This window comes from Marinovum algicola (assembly GCF_900109145.1).
GTDB lineage: Bacteria > Pseudomonadota > Alphaproteobacteria > Rhodobacterales > Rhodobacteraceae > Marinovum > Marinovum algicola.
In genome coordinates, this window is the sequence record NZ_FNYY01000002.1 from 170,564 (window position 1) to 189,563 (window position 19,000).

General features: G+C 66.2%; 18 protein-coding genes and 1 pseudogene. 10 read left to right on the forward strand and 9 right to left on the reverse strand.

Annotated features, from left to right (window positions below; genetic code table 11):
• The first annotated feature begins 257 nt into the window (after positions 1-257).
• Positions 258-380, forward strand: a complete 123-nt coding sequence (locus BMW90_RS27155; RefSeq protein ID WP_274563004.1) for a hypothetical protein — start codon at positions 258-260, stop codon at positions 378-380.
• Here BMW90_RS27155 and ccmD read toward each other — a convergent pair.
• The 5 genes from ccmD to BMW90_RS03835 form a co-directional block, all read right to left on the reverse strand.
• Positions 365-529 (reverse strand): heme exporter protein CcmD, encoded by a 165-nt coding sequence (ccmD, locus tag BMW90_RS03815; RefSeq protein WP_074835069.1) that lies wholly within the window; start codon positions 527-529, stop codon positions 365-367. The two genes, BMW90_RS27155 and ccmD, sit on opposite strands and share 16 nt — an antisense overlap.
• Positions 526-1,257, reverse strand: a complete 732-nt coding sequence (locus BMW90_RS03820; RefSeq protein ID WP_048531048.1) for a heme ABC transporter permease — start codon at positions 1,255-1,257, stop codon at positions 526-528. The genes ccmD and BMW90_RS03820 overlap by 4 nt, the downstream gene beginning before the upstream one ends.
• A 115-nt stretch (positions 1,258-1,372) precedes the next feature.
• Complete coding sequence (ccmB, locus tag BMW90_RS03825; protein ID WP_048531046.1) at positions 1,373-2,029, reverse strand: heme exporter protein CcmB; 657 nt, start codon at positions 2,027-2,029, stop codon at positions 1,373-1,375.
• Positions 2,026-2,640, reverse strand: a complete 615-nt coding sequence (gene ccmA / locus BMW90_RS03830) for a heme ABC exporter ATP-binding protein CcmA (protein WP_048533734.1) — start codon at positions 2,638-2,640, stop codon at positions 2,026-2,028. Before ccmA ends, ccmB begins: the two co-directional genes overlap by 4 nt.
• 55 nt (positions 2,641-2,695) lie before the next feature.
• Positions 2,696-3,061: an Mth938-like domain-containing protein gene (locus tag BMW90_RS03835; RefSeq protein WP_074835428.1), complete on the reverse strand. Its 366-nt coding sequence runs from the start codon at positions 3,059-3,061 to the stop codon at positions 2,696-2,698.
• On the opposite strand from BMW90_RS03835, the pseudogene BMW90_RS27160 reads away from it, so the two are divergent.
• From BMW90_RS27160 to BMW90_RS03870, 7 genes and pseudogenes are all read left to right on the forward strand, one after another.
• Positions 3,041-3,553 (forward strand): annotated as a pseudogene (locus tag BMW90_RS27160) (M24 family metallopeptidase); the annotation flags it as partial. The gene BMW90_RS03835 and the pseudogene BMW90_RS27160 sit on opposite strands and share 21 nt — an antisense overlap.
• A 136-nt stretch (positions 3,554-3,689) precedes the next feature.
• On the forward strand, positions 3,690-3,980 hold the full coding sequence (yajC, locus tag BMW90_RS03845; protein WP_048531042.1) for a preprotein translocase subunit YajC: 291 nt from the start codon (positions 3,690-3,692) through the stop codon (positions 3,978-3,980).
• A gap of 21 nt (positions 3,981-4,001) precedes the next feature.
• A complete protein-coding gene (secD, locus tag BMW90_RS03850) occupies positions 4,002-5,663 on the forward strand; it encodes a protein translocase subunit SecD (protein WP_074835070.1) in 1,662 nt (553 codons plus the stop codon).
• A 4-nt stretch (positions 5,664-5,667) separates the two neighbouring features.
• Positions 5,668-6,636, forward strand: coding sequence for a protein translocase subunit SecF (gene secF / locus BMW90_RS03855; RefSeq protein WP_074835072.1), 969 nt, complete (start codon positions 5,668-5,670; stop codon positions 6,634-6,636).
• Positions 6,629-7,381 (forward strand): sulfite exporter TauE/SafE family protein, encoded by a 753-nt coding sequence (locus BMW90_RS03860; RefSeq protein ID WP_048531037.1) that lies wholly within the window; start codon positions 6,629-6,631, stop codon positions 7,379-7,381. Before secF ends, BMW90_RS03860 begins: the two co-directional genes overlap by 8 nt.
• A 73-nt stretch (positions 7,382-7,454) precedes the next feature.
• Complete coding sequence (gene serS / locus BMW90_RS03865) at positions 7,455-8,747, forward strand: serine--tRNA ligase (RefSeq protein ID WP_074835074.1); 1,293 nt, start codon at positions 7,455-7,457, stop codon at positions 8,745-8,747.
• A 28-nt stretch (positions 8,748-8,775) separates the two neighbouring features.
• A complete protein-coding gene (locus BMW90_RS03870) occupies positions 8,776-9,489 on the forward strand; it encodes a hypothetical protein (protein ID WP_074835075.1) in 714 nt (237 codons plus the stop codon).
• Positions 9,490-9,613: 124 nt separating this feature from the next.
• Here the strand turns inward: BMW90_RS03870 and BMW90_RS03875 are convergent, their stop codons facing one another.
• The 4 genes from BMW90_RS03875 to BMW90_RS03890 all read right to left on the reverse strand — a co-directional run bounded on the left by BMW90_RS03875 (position 9,614) and on the right by BMW90_RS03890 (position 13,709).
• Positions 9,614-9,850 carry an EF-hand domain-containing protein gene (locus BMW90_RS03875; protein ID WP_048531031.1) on the reverse strand — a complete coding sequence of 79 codons (237 nt, stop codon included), beginning with the start codon at positions 9,848-9,850 and terminating at the stop codon, positions 9,614-9,616.
• Positions 9,851-10,163: 313 nt separating this feature from the next.
• A complete protein-coding gene (gene der, locus BMW90_RS03880) occupies positions 10,164-11,627 on the reverse strand; it encodes a ribosome biogenesis GTPase Der (protein WP_048531029.1) in 1,464 nt (487 codons plus the stop codon).
• A gap of 41 nt (positions 11,628-11,668) precedes the next feature.
• Positions 11,669-12,952, reverse strand: a complete 1,284-nt coding sequence (locus BMW90_RS03885; protein WP_244526421.1) for a PQQ-like beta-propeller repeat protein — start codon at positions 12,950-12,952, stop codon at positions 11,669-11,671.
• A gap of 100 nt (positions 12,953-13,052) precedes the next feature.
• Positions 13,053-13,709, reverse strand: coding sequence for a tetratricopeptide repeat protein (locus BMW90_RS03890; protein ID WP_074835078.1), 657 nt, complete (start codon positions 13,707-13,709; stop codon positions 13,053-13,055).
• Positions 13,710-13,968: 259 nt separating this feature from the next.
• On the opposite strand from BMW90_RS03890, the gene BMW90_RS03895 reads away from it, so the two are divergent.
• Positions 13,969-15,291 carry an efflux RND transporter periplasmic adaptor subunit gene (locus BMW90_RS03895; RefSeq protein WP_074835079.1) on the forward strand — a complete coding sequence of 441 codons (1,323 nt, stop codon included), beginning with the start codon at positions 13,969-13,971 and terminating at the stop codon, positions 15,289-15,291.
• Entirely contained in the window at positions 15,288-18,998 is a 3,711-nt protein-coding gene (locus BMW90_RS03900) for an efflux RND transporter permease subunit (RefSeq protein WP_074835081.1), read from the forward strand. The genes BMW90_RS03895 and BMW90_RS03900 overlap by 4 nt, the downstream gene beginning before the upstream one ends.
• The last annotated feature ends 2 nt before the right edge of the window (positions 18,999-19,000 follow it).

Sequence of the window (19,000 nt, forward strand, 5' to 3'; positions counted from 1 at the left end):
TCGCTGCCCCGTTGCGCGGCCGGCCCAGCGGGCCGCCAGGCAGGAGGGCCGCCCGTCGGGAAGTGCCCTCCGGCCGTCACACGAAATGCGCGCGGCGGCGGCATTTGACGGTTTTCCGCAAGTCCTGCCGGAAATTTGCGCACCCGCCCGCCCATCGCGTATTCGTGAGGCGACAGGTCGGGCTTTCCCCGTTTATCTGCCCTCAGCCCACGTAGAATTGGGCGCAAGAGGCAAAACATGGAAGTCACAAGATGAGAATGGTTTTGGTAGCAGTACAGGCGGCAATCCTTTTGATGCTCGCCGTGATCGGGGCGCAGGGCGATGACAGCCAGCGCGCCTCCTGCCCGGTCAATCAGCCCGGCGCCTATTGCGAGCGCTGAGCTTTCAACCGGTCCTCGATATCCTTGAGCTGGGCGCGGATGTTCCGTGCCCGCCAGACACTGGCCCCCACGATCAGCGCCAGCAGCACAAAGCTGACCCCGTAAGCCGAGAGCACGGCGCCCGCATATTTGCCAAGTTCAGGGATCATTGCATCCGCTCCCGTGCCAGCAGAGCGCGCATCCGGCGCGCGCGGATTTCCGTCTGGGTGCGGATCAGCACCAGCAACAGGAACAGCAGCACAAAGCCTGCCATCGCCACCAGCGCCGGCCACCAGAAGACATCGGCGACGTTTTCCTCGGCATCCAGCGACATCGACGCGCCCTGGTGCAGTCCCTGGTTCCAGAAATTCACCGCATAGCGCGACAGCACCGCAAAGACCGACCCCACGAGGCAGAGCACCGAGGTCAGATCGGCGGCGGTGTCATCGTTCTCGATTGCCGCCCAGAGCGCGATATAGCCGAGGTAGAACAGGAACAGGATCAGGAACGAGGTCAGCCGCGGATCCCAGGCCCACCAGGTGCCCCACATCGGCTGGCCCCAGATCGCCCCGGTCAGCAGCGCAATCAGCGTCATCACCATACCCACCGGCGCCGCCGCCCGGGCCGCCAGAGCGCTGACGTGATGCCTGCGGATGATCCAGATCAGCGAGGCCACCAGCATCATGAACCAGGCATTGATCGCCATCAGCGCCGCCGGCACATGCAGGTAGAAAATCTTGACGGTCGAGCCCTGGCGGTAGTCATCCGGGGTGAAGAAGAACCCCCAGATCAGCCCGATGGCCAGCGTGCCCAGCGACAGCACCCAGAGCGCCGGGATCACCCGGTCGCTGGTGTCGATGAATTTTTTCGGGTTCGCATATTCCCAGATCGAGGTCATGACGCATACCTATTCGTGAATGTGTGTGGGCGCCAGTGACAATTTCGTAGCCCCCCGCCCCGACGAGCGCCGATTGCCGCCCCTGCCCAAGCGCGGGAGTTCACCCCAAGGCATCTCACCGCAAGTTCACCCGCAGCACCGCCGCCGAGGCAAAGGGCAAGAGTGCAATCACCGCCAGCGAGATCCCCGCCAGCATCATCAAGGGGGTCTCGACGCCCATGCCCTCGGCCCCCCGCCGCGCCACCTCGGCGCCAAAGATCAGTGTCGGCACATAGAGCGGCAGCACCAGGAGCGACAGCAGCAGCCCGCCGCGCTTCAGCCCCACGGTTAGCGCCGCGCCGAAGGTGCCGATCACCGACAGCGCCGGCGTGCCCAGAAGCAGCGACAGGGTGAGCCAGAAAAACCCGGGCGCTGCCAGGTTCAGCAACACGCCAAAGACCGGCGCGGCGATCACCAGCGGCAGACCCGTGGTCAGCCAGTGCGCCAGGGCCTTGACCGAGACGATGCCCTCCATCGGCAGCGGCGCCGTGGCCAGCAGGTCGAGCGAGCCATCCTCCCAGTCGAGCGCGAGAATGCGATCGAGTGACAACAGGCAGGCCAGAAGCGCGCCGAGCCAGAGGATGCCCGGCGCGATCCGGCCCAGAAGCTCCGATTGCGGCCCGACCGCGAAGGGCACCAGAGTGACCACGATCAGGAAAAAGGCCAGGCCCAGGCCAAAGCCGCCCCCCGCCCGCACCGCGAGCGCCAGGTCGCGTTTCAGGAGTGGGATCACAAAAAGACCTCGTCGAAATCGTCATGCGCCTGCGGCCGGGCGCGAAACTGGCTGACATCCAGCGCATCGCCGTCGAGCCCCAGATCGATATGGGTGGCGATCAGCGCCGCGCCACCGGCGGCCAGATGCGCCCGCACCGCCGCGGCAAAAAGGCCCACGGCGTCGCGGTCGAGCGACACCGTGGGCTCGTCGAGCACCCAGACCGGACGTCCGGTCACCATCAGACGGGCCAGCCCCAGCCGCCGCTTCTGTCCGGCCGAAAGCTGCCCCGCTGCGCGGGTCTGCAAGGCGTCGAGCTCATAGGCAGAGAGCGCCGGTGCGATCTCGTCCCGGCCAAAGACCCGCGCCCAGAAGGTCAGGTTCTCGGCCACCGTCAGGGTCGATTTCAGCCCGTCGGCATGGGCGGCATAGGCCACGCGGTCCTCGGCGCCGGTCAGCGTGCCCTTGAGCGGCGGTTGCAGCCCGGCGACGGTCCGCAGCAGCGTCGTCTTGCCGATGCCATTGGGCCCGCGCAGCACCAGCGCGCGCTCGGGCGGCAGGTCAAAGCTCACCTCTTCGAGCACAGGAATGCCGCCACGGGTGACGGTCAGCGTATCGGCCTGCAAGATCATGGCGCGAGACTTGCCGAAAAGATCGGCCGCCAGCAAGCGCAGACGCGCGCCGGCGTCACTCTGCCGCTGCCACCAGCAAGGCTGCCAAGGCCACACGCCGGCCTTCAGACAGCAAAACGTTGTAGGTGCGGCAGGCGGCGGGCGAGGCCATGCACTCGACGCCCATCCCGGCCGCTTCAAGTTGCTGGCGCAAGTCGGCCGGCAGATGCGCGATTTCGGCGCCGGTGCCGATGAAGAGCACATCGGTCTGCCCGGCCAGGGCCAGCAGCGGCGCAGCATCGTCGAGCCCCTGCCAGAGGCGGGTGCCGGAGGCGGCGGTGATCACATGGCCCCGATGGACCTTGCCGCCGATGCGGAAGAAGCCGGGGCCATAGCCATCGACGGGTTCGGCGTCGGTGTAGGAGATCTCGTTCAGTCGCATGGGCAAGAGATAGCGGTATCGGCAGGCAAAGAAAAGATCCGCGGAAAATTCCGCAGGGCCCGAGCGGCAGGGGGACGCGGCAGGTTTGCGGGACAACGCCGCACCGCGCTGATAGGGTGGCGGCGCGCCATGCAACGGGGCATCGCGCAGCTCGGCCATGACAAGCCTCTCGCAGGCATCGGAGCGGCGATTGGCCGGTTTGCCGCCGCCAAGGGCTATACGCTGATCCGCAATCTCGCCAGCCACGGGGTCGGGCGGGCTCTGCACGAATATCCCGAGGAAATCGCCACCTGGCCGAACCGCGACCGGCGCCGCATGCATCACGGCCTGGTGCTGACGGTGGAGCCGTTCCTGTCGCGGGGCGGGCATATGGCCACCCAGGGTCACGATGGCTGGACGCTGTTCAGCCAACCCCGTGCCGCAACCGTGCAATACGAGCACACGGTCGTGGCCACCCGCAGCGCGCCGGTCATCGTCACGCGGCCTGGCTGAGCGGAGCCCCGGACCGGCGGCAAATCCGCGACTTTCTCCCGCCGCTTCGCTTGCAAACCGCCCCTGCCGCGCATAGGTTCCGGCAAAATTCGGCGGGGGCTCTCCCTGTCGCCCCTCATCTTGAAAGGACGCCTCCATGGAAGGCAATGCGATCGCGCAATTCATCCCGCTGATCCTGATCTTTGCGATCATGTATTTCCTGCTCATCCGCCCGCAGCAGAAAAAGATGAAGCAGCATCAGAACATGGTCAGCGCCCTGCGCCGCGGCGACCAGGTGGTCACCCAGGGCGGGCTGATCGGCAAGGTGACCAAGGTCAAGGATGACGGCAACGAAATCGAGGTCGAAATCGCCGATGGCGTCAAGGTGCGCGTGGTTCAGAACACCATCGCCCAGGTGCTCAACAAGACCGAGCCTGCCAATTCCTGACCTCTGAAAGGGGAGCGGCGAATGCTTCAAATCGATCTTTGGAAACGGGTGCTCATCTGGGCGCTCTGTGCGGCGGGGCTTTTCATGGCCCTGCCGAATGCGTTTTACAGCCGGGTGGAAGGCGTCAATGACGCCCGCGCCGCCATCGAGCTTCAGGGCGCAACCGCCGAACTGACCGACCAGGCCGCAGGCTGGCCGTCGTTCCTGCCGGCCTCTCTGGTCAACCTCGGGCTCGACCTGCGCGGTGGCGCCCATCTGCTGGCCGAAGTGCGCGTCGACGAGGTCTACGAGGCCCGGATCACCGCGCTCTGGCCCGAGGTGCGCGACACCCTGCGGCCGCTGCGCAGCGAGGTCGGCACCATCCGCCGGCAGAACGCGCCAGCCGACGAGCTGCACGTCAAGATCGGCAACCCCGCCGGCATGCAGGCGGCCATGGCCGCCGTGCGGGCACTGGCGCAGCCGGTGGTCTCGCTAACCGCGGCCGGCGAACAGGATTTGACGGTCCGCGGCCAGGACGACGTGCTGATCGTGAGCCTCTCGGACGCCGAAAAGCTCGCCACCGACGAGCGCACGGTGCAGCAATCGCTGGAAATCATCCGCCGCCGGATCGACGAGGTCGGCACCCGCGAACCCACCATCCAGCGCCAGGGCAGCGACCGCATCCTGATCCAGGTGCCGGGCCTCGGCTCGGCGCAGGAGCTCAAGGACATCATCGGCACCACCGCCCAGCTGACCTTTCAGCCGGTCATCAGCCGCACAACCGATGGCAGCACCGACGCCGGCATCGGCGAGGAGGTTCTGCCGTCGCTGGATGAAAGCGGCGTGTTCTATGTGCTCGAGGAAAACCCGGTGGTCACCGGCGAAGAGCTGACCGATGCCCAACCGTCCTTCGATCAGAACGGCCGCCCGGCCGTCAACTTCCGCTTCAACCCGTCGGGCGCGCGCAAGTTCGGCGATTACACCGCCGAGAACATCGGCAATCCCTTTGCCATCGTGCTCGATGACGAGGTGATCAGCGCCCCGGTGATCCAGAGCCACATTCCCGGCGGCTCGGGCATCATCACCGGCAATTTCACCGTCGAGGAATCGACCAACCTCGCCGTGCTGTTGCGCGCCGGCGCCCTGCCTGCCGGGCTCGACTTCCTCGAGGAACGGACCATCGGGCCGGAACTGGGGGCCGACAGCATCGAGGCCGGCAAGATCGCCACAATCGTGGCCTTTGCCGCCGTCCTGGTCTTCATGGCGCTGAGCTATGGTCTCTTCGGCATTTTCGCCAATGTCGCGCTGATCCTGAACATCGCGCTGATCTTTGGCCTGCTCAGCCTGATCGGAGCCACGCTGACCCTGCCGGGCATTGCCGGCATCGTGCTGACGGTGGGCATGGCGGTGGACGCCAACGTGCTGATCTTCGAACGCATCCGCGAAGAGCTCAAGACCGCGCGTGGCCCGGCCCGGGCGATCGAGCTGGGCTATGAAAAGGCACTCTCGGCGATTGTCGACGCCAATATCACCACCTTCATCACCGCCGTGATCCTGTTTGCCGTGGGCTCCGGCCCGGTGCGGGGCTTTTCCATCACGCTGGGTCTGGGTATTCTCACCTCGGTCTTCACCGCGATCTTCGTGACGCGGCTGATCATCGTGATGTGGTTCGAACGCCGCCGCCCCAAAACCATCGAGGTATAGGCCCATGCGTCTGAAACTAGTTCCGCAAGAGACCAACTGGGATTTCTTTTCCCGTCCCAAGCTCTGGCTTGGCATCTCTGTCGTGCTGATCGTGCTGGCCTTTGTCTCCTTCGGCCTGCGCGGGCTGAACTATGGCATCGATTTTCGTGGCGGCACGACGATCCGCACCGAAAGCGCCCAGCCGGTGGATGTCGGCGCCTATCGCGATGCGCTGACGCCGCTCGAGCTGGGGGATGTGGTGATCTCGGAGGTCTTCGATCCGACCTTCGATGCCGATCAGAATGTCGCCATGGTCCGCATCCAGGCGCAGGAAGGCCAGGAAAGCGTGACCGCCGAGGTCGTGGCCCAGGTCGAAGCCGCGCTTCAGTCCGTGGCATCCGACATCCGCTTCGTCTCGGTGGAATCGGTCGGGCCCAAGGTCTCGGGCGAGCTGATCCAGACGGCGGCGATTGCCGTGGTGCTCGCCATCGCGGCGGTGCTGGTCTACATCTGGCTGCGCTTCGAGTGGCAGTTCGCGCTTGGCGCGGTGGCGGCGCTGGTGCATGACGTGATCCTGACGATCGGGGTGTTTTCCGAGCTTCAGATCAAGTTCGACCTCGCCATCATCGCCGCCCTGCTCACCATCGTCGGCTATTCGCTGAACGATACCGTGGTGGTCTTTGACCGGGTGCGCGAGAACCTGATGAAGTTCAAGAAACGTCCGCTGCGCGAGGTGCTGAACCTCTCGATCAACGAGACCCTGAGCCGGACCTTCATGACCTCGCTGACCACGCTGCTTGCGCTGATCGCGCTCTTCGTGCTGGGCGGCGACGTGATCCGGGGCTTTGTCTTTGCGATGATCTGGGGCGTCGTGGTCGGCACCTATTCCTCGATCTTCGTGGCCTCGACCGTGCTGCTGATGCTGGGCGTCAAGCGCGACTGGAGCAAATCGCAGGACACCACCGGCAACCAGTTCGGCAACGTGGATGCCTGACTGGCTCGCTCCGGTGCTTGCCGTGCCGGGGCTGGGCTGGATGGTCTTTACCATCGCGGCCGCGGGCGTCGTCCGCGGCTTTACCGGCTTCGGAACAGCGCTGATCTTCGTGCCGGTGGCCGGCCAGTTCCTGCCGCCGGCCGATGTCATCCTGCTCATCACTCTCACCGGCGTCGGCTCGACCGTGGCACTGCTGCCGCGCGCCTGGAAGGATGCCGACAAGGCCGAGGTCGGACTGATGGCGCTCTGTGCCGTGCTGACGGTGCCGCTGGGCGTACAGGCGATGCAGGCGCTGCCGGAGACCTCGATCCGCTGGGTGGTCACCGCGATCTCGGGCGGCACGCTGTTGGCCTTGATGACCGGCTGGCGCTTTCGCGGCACGCTGGGGCGCGTCGGGCTGGGGATGATCGGGCTGGCGGCCGGGCTGATCGGCGGCATGACCGGGCTCACCGGTCCGGTGGTGATCCTCTTTTACCTCGCCGGGCTCAAGGCCGCGCGGGTGGTGCGGGCCAATACCATCCTCTATCTGGCGCTGCTCGACGTGGTGGTTTTTGCCAACCTGATCCTCGCCGGCCTGTCGAACCCGGCGATGATCGCCGTGGCCGTGGCGCTGGGGGTGCCTTACGTGGCGACCGCACTGATCGGCCAGCGTCTGTTCGACCCGGCCTATGAAACGGCCTATCGCCGGATCGCCTATGTGGTGATCGCGCTGGCCGTAGTCTCGGGCGCGCCGCTGCTGGACTGAGGCGGCCCCTACCGCTTTGCGCTCAGGTGTTGCATAACCTCGGCGCGACTCACACCAAACAGAGGACGAAGAGATGCACGACATCCGCGCCATCCGCGAAAATCCGGCTGCTTTTGATGCCGCCATGGCCCGCCGTGGAGTGGAAAACGCTTCGTCGTCCCTGCTCGAGATCGACGAGGCGCGTCGCGCCGCCATCCATGCGGCAGAGACCGCGCAGGCCGATCAGAAGGCCGCCGCCAAGCAGGTGGGCGCCGCCAAGGCCAAGGGCGACGAGGCCGAATTCGAACGGCTGCGCGCGCTGGTCGGCGAAAAGAAGGCCGAGGTCTCCGACATGCAGGCCCGCGCCAAGGAACTGGACCAGCAGCTCACCGATGCGCTGATGTCGATCCCCAACCTGCCGTATGACGATGTGCCCGAGGGCGCCGACGAGGACGACAACGTCGAAATCCGCCGCTGGGGCACGCCGCGCAGCTTCGATTTCACCCCGAAGGAGCATTACGACCTCGCGGGCGTCGCCGACGGCATGGATTTCGAGACCGCCGCCAAACTGTCGGGCAGCCGCTTCGTGGTGCTTTCGGGGGCGGTCGCCCGCATCCACCGGGCGTTGGCGCAGTTCATGGTCGACACCCATGTCGAGGAAAACGGCCTGACCGAAACCTGGACACCGGTGCTGGTCAAGGAAGAGATGATGTATGGCACCGGCCAGCTGCCCAAGTTCGGCGAAGACAGCTATCAGACCACCAATGGCTGGTGGCTGGTGCCGACCTCGGAAGTGACCCTGACCAATATCGTCAACGGCATGACGGTGGCCGAAAGTTATCTGCCCCGCCGCTACGTGGCGCATTCGCAGTGCTTCCGCTCCGAGGCGGGCAGCGCCGGGCGTGACACCGCCGGCATGCTGCGCCAGCATCAGTTCGAAAAGGTCGAGATGGTTTCGGTCACCCACCCCGAAAAGAGCCGCGACGAGCTCGACCGGATGACCGGCTGCGCCCAGGGCATTCTCGAGCGGCTGGGCCTGCCCTATCGCACCGTGGTGCTCTGCACCGGCGACATGGGCTTTGGCGCGCGGCGGACCCATGACATCGAGGTCTGGCTGCCCGGTCAGGACAGCTATCGCGAGATCAGCTCTGTCTCGGTCTGCGGCGATTTCCAGGCGCGGCGGATGAACGCCCGGATGAAGCCGGCGGACGGCGGCAAGCCCGAGTTCCTGCACACGCTCAACGGCTCGGGGCTTGCGGTGGGCCGGACGCTGATCGCGGTGCTCGAGAACGGCCAGCAGGCCGACGGCTCGGTGACGTTACCGGAGGTGCTGCACCCCTACCTTCGTGGCAAGACGACACTTTCTGCCGACGGCGCACTGGTCTGATCAAAAGCCTGACTTAAATGGTTAGGGCATGACACGTGCCCTTGCCATCTTGCTGTTTGCCGCCGCCATCGCCTTTGCGCTTGGTCCGTTCGCCGCGCCCGGCTTCAACGGTTTTGACGCCGGCCAATTCCCCGTTCCGCAGGAAAATCCGCCGGCCCAGCCGGCGGGCTACGCCTTTGCGATCTGGGGGCCGATCTATGTCTGGCTCATCCTCGGCGCCGGGTTTCAGCTTCTCAGGCGCCACGATGCACCGGATTGGGCACCGATGCGCCTGCCGCTCATCGTCTCGCTGGTGGTCGGCGCGCCCTGGCTCGCGGTGGCGCAGGTCAGCCCGCTCTGGGCAACCCTGCTGATCTGGGTGATGTGGGGCGGCGCGGTGCTGGCGCTGCTGCGTGCGCCAGTCCGGGACGGCGCGTTCGGGCATTGGCCGGTGGGGCTCTATGCCGGGTGGCTGACAGCGGCCTCCTGCGTCTCTCTGGCGCTGCTGCTGGCGGGCTACGGCGTCACCGATGCGCTGCTGGCGGCGCTGCTGACGCTCCCTCTGGCGGTGGTGCTGGCCGGAGGCGTGATCCTGCACCGGCCGGATGCGCCGGGCTTTCCGATCGCGGTGATCTGGGCGTTGATCGGCGTGCTGGTGGCCAATTGGCAGGATGGGCCGGTCGCGGTTCTGGTGGTGGTCATCATCGGGGCTCTCGCCCTTGCCGGTCTGGCGGTGCTGCGCCGGGCGCAGCCGACGGGGTAACATGGGGCGACGCCCTTCATGACGAAGGCGCCGCCCCCCGGTTTCGGTCAGGACCCGAGGGCCCGACCTGCGCCCGCCGTCATCGACGGCCGGCACAGGCCCCCACCCGAAACCGGTGTCCGGGTCATTCCGTGAGCAGCCCGGCCTCGAGCGCCACCGACAACTCATCTTCGCTGACATCACCGCTCTGATCGACGTCGATCTGGGCGAACACCTCGACCGTCATCTCGGGATAGGCGGCCTGCAACTCCTGCATCGAGAAGCTGCCATCCGCGTCGGTGTCTTCGACCGTCACCTGGGCCAGCGCAGGGCTTGCTGCGGCGAGGACAAAGGCTGCGAGAGTGAGGGATTTGGTGGTCATAATGGTACTCCTGTGGTTTCACTAACAGACAGCGATCTGCGCTGTCCCGGTCAATCTGGCTACCTTCACTTTGACCCACAACCCTCTGTTTACCCAAGAAAATCGGAAAACTCTCGACTGGCAAAGCCTTGCCATACGGTGGCAAGTTTCGGCCGAAAATCTGCGCGAAAAATCGCCTTTGGGTTGCGATACACCGGGCCGGCGGCAAGCCTCCGCCACCCAAATCGGCCGGTCCCCGCGCAAAAAGAGACCGCCGGAACCGAGGCGCGGTTCCGGCGGGTTTCAGCCGTCAAAATCGAGGTGTCGAAAGCCGCTACCGGTCGTCGGCCCGGCCCTTGCCAAGGTGCTTGCGCAGCTTCGAGGGGCCGGGTTTCTTGCGGCCCTTGTAGGGATTCTTGTCGCCCTGCCCGCGCAGCGTCAGCCGGATCGGCGTGCCGGGCATGTCGAATGTCTCGCGCAACCCGTTGACCAGATAGCGGGTGTAGCTTTCCGGCATCTTGTCGGGGTGCGAGCACATCACCACGAAGCCCGGCGGCCGGGTCTTGGCCTGAGTCATATATTTCAGCTTGATCCGGCGGCCCTGAGGTGCCGGCGGCGGATGCGCGGCGACCATGCCTTCGAGCCAGCGGTTGAGCTGGGCGGTGGTGACGCGGCGGTTCCAGATGTCATGCGCCCGGGCAATCGCGGCGTGCAGCCGGTCTAGCCCCTTGCCGGTCTTGGCCGAAACCGTGATCAGAGGCGCGCCCTTGAGCTGCGGCAGCAGCCGGGTGAAGGCCTCCTTGAGATCGCGCAGCTTCTGCTGCTTCTCCGGCTCCACATCCCACTTGTTGACCGCGACCACAACGGCCCGGCCCTCGCGTTCGGCCAGATCGGCAATCCGCAGGTCCTGCTGTTCGAACGGGATGGCGGCGTCGAGCAGAACCACCACCACCTCGGCGAATTTGACCGCGCGCAGCCCGTCCGAGACCGAGAGTTTCTCGAGCTTTTCCTGCACCCGCGCCTTCTTGCGCATGCCGGCGGTGTCGAAAATCCGGCAGGGCGTGCCGTTCCAGTCGATCTGAAGCGAAATGGCGTCGCGGGTGATCCCGGCTTCGGGGCCGGTCAGCAGGCGATCTTCGCCGAGAATCTGGTTGATCAGCGTCGATTTGCCCGCATTCGGCCGGCCGACCACCGCGATCTGCAAGGGTTTGCTTTTGGTCGGCGCATGGTCCGGCGCCGCCTCGGCGTCGACATCCACCGCCACATCGGTGTCGGGCGCATCCTCGACCCGGGTCAGCGCCAGTTCTTCCGTGATCGGCAGCAGCGCGGTGTAGAGATCATTGAGCCCTTCGCCATGTTCGGCAGACAGCCGGATCGGCTCGCCCAGCCCGAGGTTCCAGGCCTCGATCACACCGGCATCGGCGGCGGCGCCCTCGCCCTTGTTGGCGGCGACAAGGATGTGCTTGGCACGCTTGCGCAGGATCTCGGCGAACATCTCGTCCACCGGTGTCAGCCCGGTCCGGGCGTCGATCATGAACAGGCAGACATCGGCCATGTCGACGGCACGCTCGGTCAGCCGCCGCATCCGGCCCTGAAGGCTGTCGTCGGTGGCATCCTCGAGCCCGGCGGTGTCGATCACGGTAAACCGCAGGTCGGCCAGCCGCGCCTCGCCTTCGCGCAGATCCCGGGTCACGCCCGGCTGGTCGTCGACAAGCGCCAGGCGCTTGCCCACAAGGCGGTTGAACAGCGTGGATTTGCCCACATTGGGGCGGCCCACGATGGCGAGGGTAAAGGACATCTGTCTACACGGCTCCGGAACATATCAGACGCCCCGATACATCAGCCGCCCAAGGCCTGCAACTGGCCGTTTTTCGTCACGATATACATGACACCGCCCGCCACCACCGGATTGGTGGTCGCGCCGCCGGGGATTCCGGCGGTGCCGAGCAGCGCGCCACTGTCAGGATCAAAGGCCCGGAGGCGCCCGTCGCCGCCGGCCACGTAAAGCCGCCCGCCGGCCAGGATCGGCCCGTAGTTGCCATGGATCTCGTCGCGTTTGCGCGGCCGCTGGGTGGTATAGCCGGGCAGTTCGACAGACCAGACCTCGGCTCCGTCCGAAACGTTGACCCGCTTGAGCGCATTTCGGTCGGAGATGAAGAACACCGCGCCACCGGACACCCAGACCGGTTGCAGCGCTGCATCGCGCACCGTCCACTTGCGCGAGCCGGAGACCGCGTTGAGCGCCACCAGCCGGCCGCTGTGGTTCGAGACATAGACCGTATCGCCCACCACCACCGGATCGCCGGTGATGTCGCTGACCCGGTTGATGGCAAAACCGTTGCGGTTGCCCGCCAGCGTGGCGTTCCACATCCGCAGACCGCCCTTCTTGAAGGCGCCCTGCACGTCACCCGAGCCATAGCCGAAGATCACGAACTGATCGGTCACCGCCGGCGCCGGGCCGCCGTGCACGTTGTTGACATCTTCCAGCCCGTCGATCTGCCAGCGGATGCGGCCGGTGTCGGCCTCGAGCGCCCAGGCGGTGCGGTCGCCGGCCACCAGATAGACGATCTCGCCGTCATAGCTTGGCGCGGCGGTGCCGCTGGCCTGCAACTTCTGGCTCCAGATCTCGGCGCCGCTGGCCGGATCGAGCGCGGTGACCGTGCCGTAGCCGGAGGTGACATAAAGCCGCCCGCCGCCAATCGCCAGCCCGCCACCCGAGCCCTGCCCGGCGCCATCGCGTGCCGGTGCGAGATTGCGCGTCCAGAGGGTTTTGCCGGCCGTCGACGTGGCGCTGACCAGCGCTTCGCTGTCGAGGGTGAAGATGCGGCCGTCGGCGATCACCGGATCTGCGGTGATGCGCAATTTGCGAGTGTCGCCCTTGCCGATCGGCGCGGTCCAGAGCGTGCGCGGCGCAGAGCCGAAGGCCGGATGATCGGTGCGGGTGGCGGGTGTGCCATGGCCCTGAAGCCAGGATGCATTGCGTTGTACCGCCGGCAGCGCCAGCGCGTCCGCAGGCGCCGTCTCGGGCGCAAGCGAAGCCTCTTCGGCGCGGATCGGCTCGCGCTCGCCGGGCAGGATCACCTCGTTCTGCGTACAGGCCGCAACCAAGCAAAGCGCAGCCACGCCCAACACCGTCCTGTTCCTTGCCGTTTTCACCAAACCCGTCCCCGTCATTCTTTTACCGGTCGGCCTTTCGTCGGCCAAACCATTGACCTCACACGCTTCAGGCGGCGTCAAGCTCTCCGCCCAAGGCGACAATCACCTGAGAGACCCGCTGGCGCAAGCCCGCCGTCACCTCGGCATCGGCGAGGATGGACTGAAACCGCGCGATTGCGGCTTCGGTGTCACCGGTTTCCACCTCGATCAGCGCGATCTGCTCTTCCGCCAGCAGCCTCAGCGGGCTGCCGGCCCGGGCCAGCGCCTCGAAAGAAGTGCGACGTTCGCTGGCCTCGCGGCTGTCGGATTGCAGCAGCAGCATGCGAAAAGCCGCGATGTCCCGATAGATCTGCGGCACCTCGCCATTGGCGGCAATCGCGGCAAGGGTTTCGGCGGCGGCGGCCTCCTGCTCGGCACTCGCCTGTTCGGCAGCGGTCAGCAGGGCCAGAAGCGCCGTGCCACCGGCAGAGCCGGGCGCGACCTCGCCAAGGGCGGCAATCCGGGCCTCGGGTTCTTCGGTCTCGAGCGCGGCCAGCATCGAATCGCCAAGCGCCTCGGCCTCGGCTTGCTCTTGTGCGCGGGAATATTCCCGCCATGCCGCGCCGCCGACGATCAGCAGCACCAGCAGCACGCCGATCCAGCCGTACCGCTTGAGCAGCAGGAAAAGCCGGTCGCGGCGGACCTCTTCGGTCACTTCTTCGATGAAACTGTCGGTCTGGCTCACGTCACTGCCTCATGTCTTGCGCCGATGGTGCGGCGAGCGGGTCGATCCCGCCCCTCTTACCCCGGCCCGGTGCAAGTGCCAAGGGCCGGGCAACCGCTTCGAATCCCGGCGGCGCTGCGGCTTTATTGCAGCCTGGCAAGGAAAAGTATAAACTGAACTGGTCTGTTCAGCGTATCATCCTTATATGACCTCGGTAAGCGCAGGAGAGTGATCTGCTGCGCCGGATTTTGCGGTGTGTGAGACTCGAAGAAAGCATGGTATGCGACTTATCCCACTTTTGACGGCAATTGCCGTGTCAGCTTTTCTGGTGGTTGCCGTGTTGCAACGCGACGCCCTGTTCGATTTCGCGCGCGAAAATCACCTGGCGCTGGTGCTGGGCGATGCCCCTGAGGACGAGGCCGCCGCGTCCGAGCCGGAGGCAGAGCCGGAGCCCGTCCCGGAAACGCCGGCACCGCAGGGCGTGCGCGTGGTCGCGCGGCATTCGCAGGCCGAGGTGGTTGATACCGCCGTGATCCTGCGCGGCCAGACCGAGGCCGCCCGCGAAGTCAACGTGATGGCCGAAACCAGCGGTCTTGTTGTCTCGGACCCACTGCGCAAGGGCGCCTTTGTCGAACAGGGCCAGCTTTTGTGCGAGCTTGATCCCGGCACCCGCGGCGCCTCGCTCGACGAGGCGCTGGCGCGGCTGGAAGAGGCCGAGGCGCGGGTGCCCGGCATCGAGGCCGGGGTGCCCGAGGCCGAAGCCCGGCTGCAAGAGGCGCTGGCCCGTCTCGACGAGGCCGAAATCAATGCCCGCGCCGCCAAGGCGCTCAAGGAAGACGGTTTTTCCACCGACACCCGCGTCGCCGCGACCGCCGCCGCCGTGCGCAGCGCCGAAGCCTCGGTCAGCGCGGCCCGTGCCGGGCTCGAGATCGCGAAATCCGGCCTCAAGGGCGCGCAGGCCTCGATCCGCACCGCCGAGGCCGCCGTCGCCGCCGCCCGCAAGGAAATCGACCGGCTCGAGGTCAGGGCGCCGTTCGCTGGCCTGCTGGAATCGGACGCGGCCGAGCTTGGCACGCTGATGCAGCCCGGCGCGCTCTGCGCCACGATCATCCAGCTCGATCCGATCAAGCTGGTGGCCTATGTCCCGGAAACCGAAGTTGCCCGCGTCGAGCTTGGCGCCCTGGCCGGGGCCGAACTGGCCGAAGGCCGCGACGTGGCCGGCCAGGTCACTTTCCTGTCACGCTCGGCCGATCCCACCACCCGCACCTTCCGGGTCGAGATCACCGCCGCCAATCCCGATCTGAAGATCCGTGACGGTCAGACCGCCGAGATCGCCATTTCCACCGCCGGCGTTGCCGCGCATCTCCTGCCCGCCTCGGTCTTGACGCTGAACGATGACGGCACCCTCGGCATCCGCAGCGTCACCTCGGACAGCACCGCCGCCTTTCTGCCGGTCACTTTGCTGCGCGACACGCGCGAGGGCGTCTGGCTGGCCGGGCTGCCCGAAACGGTCGATGTCATCACCCTGGGGCAGGAATATGTCGAAAACGGTGTCAGGGTGATCCCCACCTATCGCGAGGCAACCGCGGAGGTCAGCCAATGACCGGCATGGTCGATTGGGCGGCTGACCGCGCGCGGATGGTTCTGGCCTTCATTGCCCTCTCGCTTCTGGCGGGGGGCTTTGCCTATGTGGGGCTGCCGAAAGAGGGTGAGCCGGATATCGAGATCCCGGCGCTCTTTGTCTCGGTCCCCTTCCCCGGGATTTCCGCCGCCGATGCCGAGACGCTGCTGGTCAAACCGATGGAAACCGAGCTTTCCGATCTCGACGGGCTGGAGACGCTCTCCGGCACCGCCGCCGAGGGTTATGCCGGCGTGGCGCTGGAGTTCGAGTTCGGCTGGGACAAGACCAAGGTCATGGCCGACGTCCGCGATGCGATGAAATCGGCCGAGGCGAATTTTCCCGATGGCGCCGAGCAATACACCATCAACGAGATCAACTTTTCCGAATTTCCCATCGTCATCGTCAACCTGACCGGCGCCGTGCCCGAACGCACCATGGCACGCGTCGCCGAGGATTTGCAGGACCGGATCGAGGGGCTCGACAGCGTGCTCGAGGCCGGGATCGCCGGCAAGCGCGACGAGATGCTCGAGGTGGTGATCGATCCGCTGCGGCTCGAGGCCTACAACGTCACGGCCGGCGAGCTGATCGGCGTGGTGCAGAACAACAACCAGTTGATTGCCGCCGGCGAGGTCGAAACCGCGCAGGGCACCTTCGCGGTCAAGATCCCCTCCTCCTTTGACGAGCCGCAGGACATCTTCAATCTGCCGGTCAAGACAAACGGCGACCGCGTGGTGACGCTGGGCGATCTGGCGCAGATCCAGCTCACCTTCGAAGACCGGCTTGGCACCGCCCGTTTCAACGGCGAGGAGACGGTGGCCCTTCAGGTGGTAAAGCGCAAGGGTTTCAACCTGATCGACACCGCAGCTCAGGTAAAGGAAGAGGTCGCCGCCGCGCAGGCCGACTGGCCGGACGAATTGCGCGCCGCCGTCGAAGTGGGCACCTCGAATGACCAGAGCCGGGTTGTCGCATCGATGGTCAGCCAGCTCGAGGGCTCGGTGCTGACCGCCATCGCGCTGGTGATGATCGTGGTGCTGGCGGCGCTCGGTACACGGCCGGCGCTGCTGGTCGGATTTGCCATTCCCACATCGTTCCTGCTCTGCTTCGTGCTTCTGGGCGTGATGGGCATCACGATTTCGAACATCGTCATGTTCGGGCTGATCCTTGCCGTCGGCATGCTCGTCGATGGCGCCATCGTGGTGGTCGAATATGCCGACAAGCGCATCCGCGACGGCGTCGGCCCGATGCATGCCTATGTCGAGGCGGCCAAGCGGATGTTCTGGCCGATCGTGTCGTCCACCGCCACGACGCTCTGTGCCTTCCTGCCGATGTTGTTCTGGCCCGGCATTCCCGGCGAGTTCATGGGCATGCTGCCGGTCACCCTGATCTTCGTGCTCTCGGCCTCGCTGATCGTGGCGCTGATCTACCTGCCGGTGATGGGCGGCGTGACCGGGCGGATGAGCCGGATGTTCGCCCGCTCGTCCGACTGGCTCGAGCGGCGTTTCCCGTGGATCGTCCGCGCCGCGCTGGTGCCGGTCTCGCTGATGGTGATCTTTGTCGGTGCCATGCAGGTGCTCAACCCCGCCTATCTCTTCGCCACGCCGCTGCAAGGCGCGCTGGCGGTGCTGCCCGGTGCGGCGATCTTTCTCGCCGGCGCCTTCATGGCCTCGGTCACGCTGGGCGCGGTCGAGTTTCACTGGCAGCGCAAGCGTATCCGCGCCGGCCGCCGCCGCACGCTCTTTGGCTGGTTCATCAAGCTGATCGCCGGCAACCCGATCATGCCCATCGTCACCGCCGCGGCGGTGCTGGGTTTTGTGATGTCGGTCTTTGGCTACTTCGGCGAGAACAACAGGGGCGTCGAATTCTTTGTCGAAAGCGAGCCGGAACAGGCCATCGTCTATGTGCTGGCGCGCGGCAATCTCTCGCTCGAGGAAAAGGATGCCATCGTCCGCCAGGCCGAGGACATCGTGCTGGCCCATCCCGGGGTCGATAATGCCTTTGCCTTTGCCGGGGACGGCGGGCTGAATTCCAACACCGGCGGCGCCGAGCCGCCAAAGGAAACCATCGGCCAGGTCCAGCTCGAGACCATCCCCTGGGAAGACCGCACCGACCGCCCCGATCTCGACGGCGATATCATCCTCGAGGAATTGCAGGCCGAGCTCGAGCAAATCCCCGGCGTGCGCATCGAGATCCTGGCCCAGGCGCGCGGCCCGGCCAGCGCCAAGCCGGTGCATCTGCGTCTCAAGGGCGACAATTGGGAAGACCTGATCGCCGCCACCGAAACCGCCCGCGCGCGGTTCGAGGCGACCCCGGGGCTGCACCTGGTCGAAGACACGCTGCCCCTGCCCGGCATCGACTGGCAGATCGACGTCGATGTCGAAAAGGCCGGCCGCTTCGGCGCCGATGTGGCTACCGTCGGCGCCATGGTGCAGCTCGTGACCCGCGGCATCCTGCTCGACACCATGCGGGTGGACAGCTCGGACGAAGAGATCGACATTCGCGTCCGCCTGCCCGAAGCCGACCGCGTGCTGTCGACGCTCGATACGCTCAAGGTCCGCACCGCCGATGGCCTGGTGCCGCTGTCGAATTTCGTCACCCGCCAGCCGGTCGCCAAACTGGCCGAGATCGCGCGTGTTGACCAGAAACGTTATTTCGACGTCAAGGCCGCCGTACGGCCCGGGCTGACCACCTTTGTCACCGGCGACGGCGAATCCGCCCGGATCCTCGCCCATGGCCGGGCCGTCCCGGAGGGCGAGACCGGCGACCTGACCGTCGGTGCCACCGATTATCTGATCGAGGGCTATGGCGACGGCCAGACGCTCGAGACGCTGAAGACCGCCGATCTGCGCGCCGTGCCGCTGACCGCCAATGAGCGTATCGCGCAGCTTACAGACTGGCTCGGGACCGCGCCGCTGGGGCCTGGCATCGAGACCGAATGGACCGGCGATCAGGAGGATCAGGAGGAAAGCCAGCAATTCCTGATGTCCGCCTTTGCCGGGGCGCTGGGGCTGATGTTCATCATCCTGCTGGCGCAGTTCAACAGCTTCTACAATTCGGTGCTGGTGCTCTTGGCCGTGGTGCTCTCGACCACCGGCGTGCTGATCGGCATGCTGGTAATGGATCAGACCTTCTCGATCATCATGACCGGCACCGGCATCGTCGCCCTCGCCGGCATCGTGGTGAACAACAACATTGTTCTGATCGACACCTATATGGAATATTCGCGCTACATGCCGCGGATCGAGGCCATCGTGCGCACCGCCGAGGACCGCATCCGCCCGGTGCTCCTGACCACGATCACCACCATGGCGGGCCTGGCACCGATGATGTTCGGGCTCAGCCTGGATTTCTGGGCCGGCGGCTATTCCATCGACAGCCCCACCGCGCTCTGGTGGAAACAGCTGGCCACTGCCGTGGTCTTTGGCCTTGGCATCGCCACGGTGCTGACGCTGGTGTTCACCCCCGCCATGCTGGCGATGCGGGTCTGGTTCTGGACCTATGTGTTCTGGTTCGCCCGTCTGCTGGCGCGGCTGGGTCAGGGCCGGTCGAGCCGGGCCGCCCGCGACTGGGCACTGAACCGCAAGGCGCGGCGGATCAAGCACCCGGAAATCCTCTGGGTCGACGATCCCGCGCCGCCCGCGCCCGCGCCGGCCGAGACGCAACCCGAATTGCCGCTGCGCGCGGCGGAATGAGC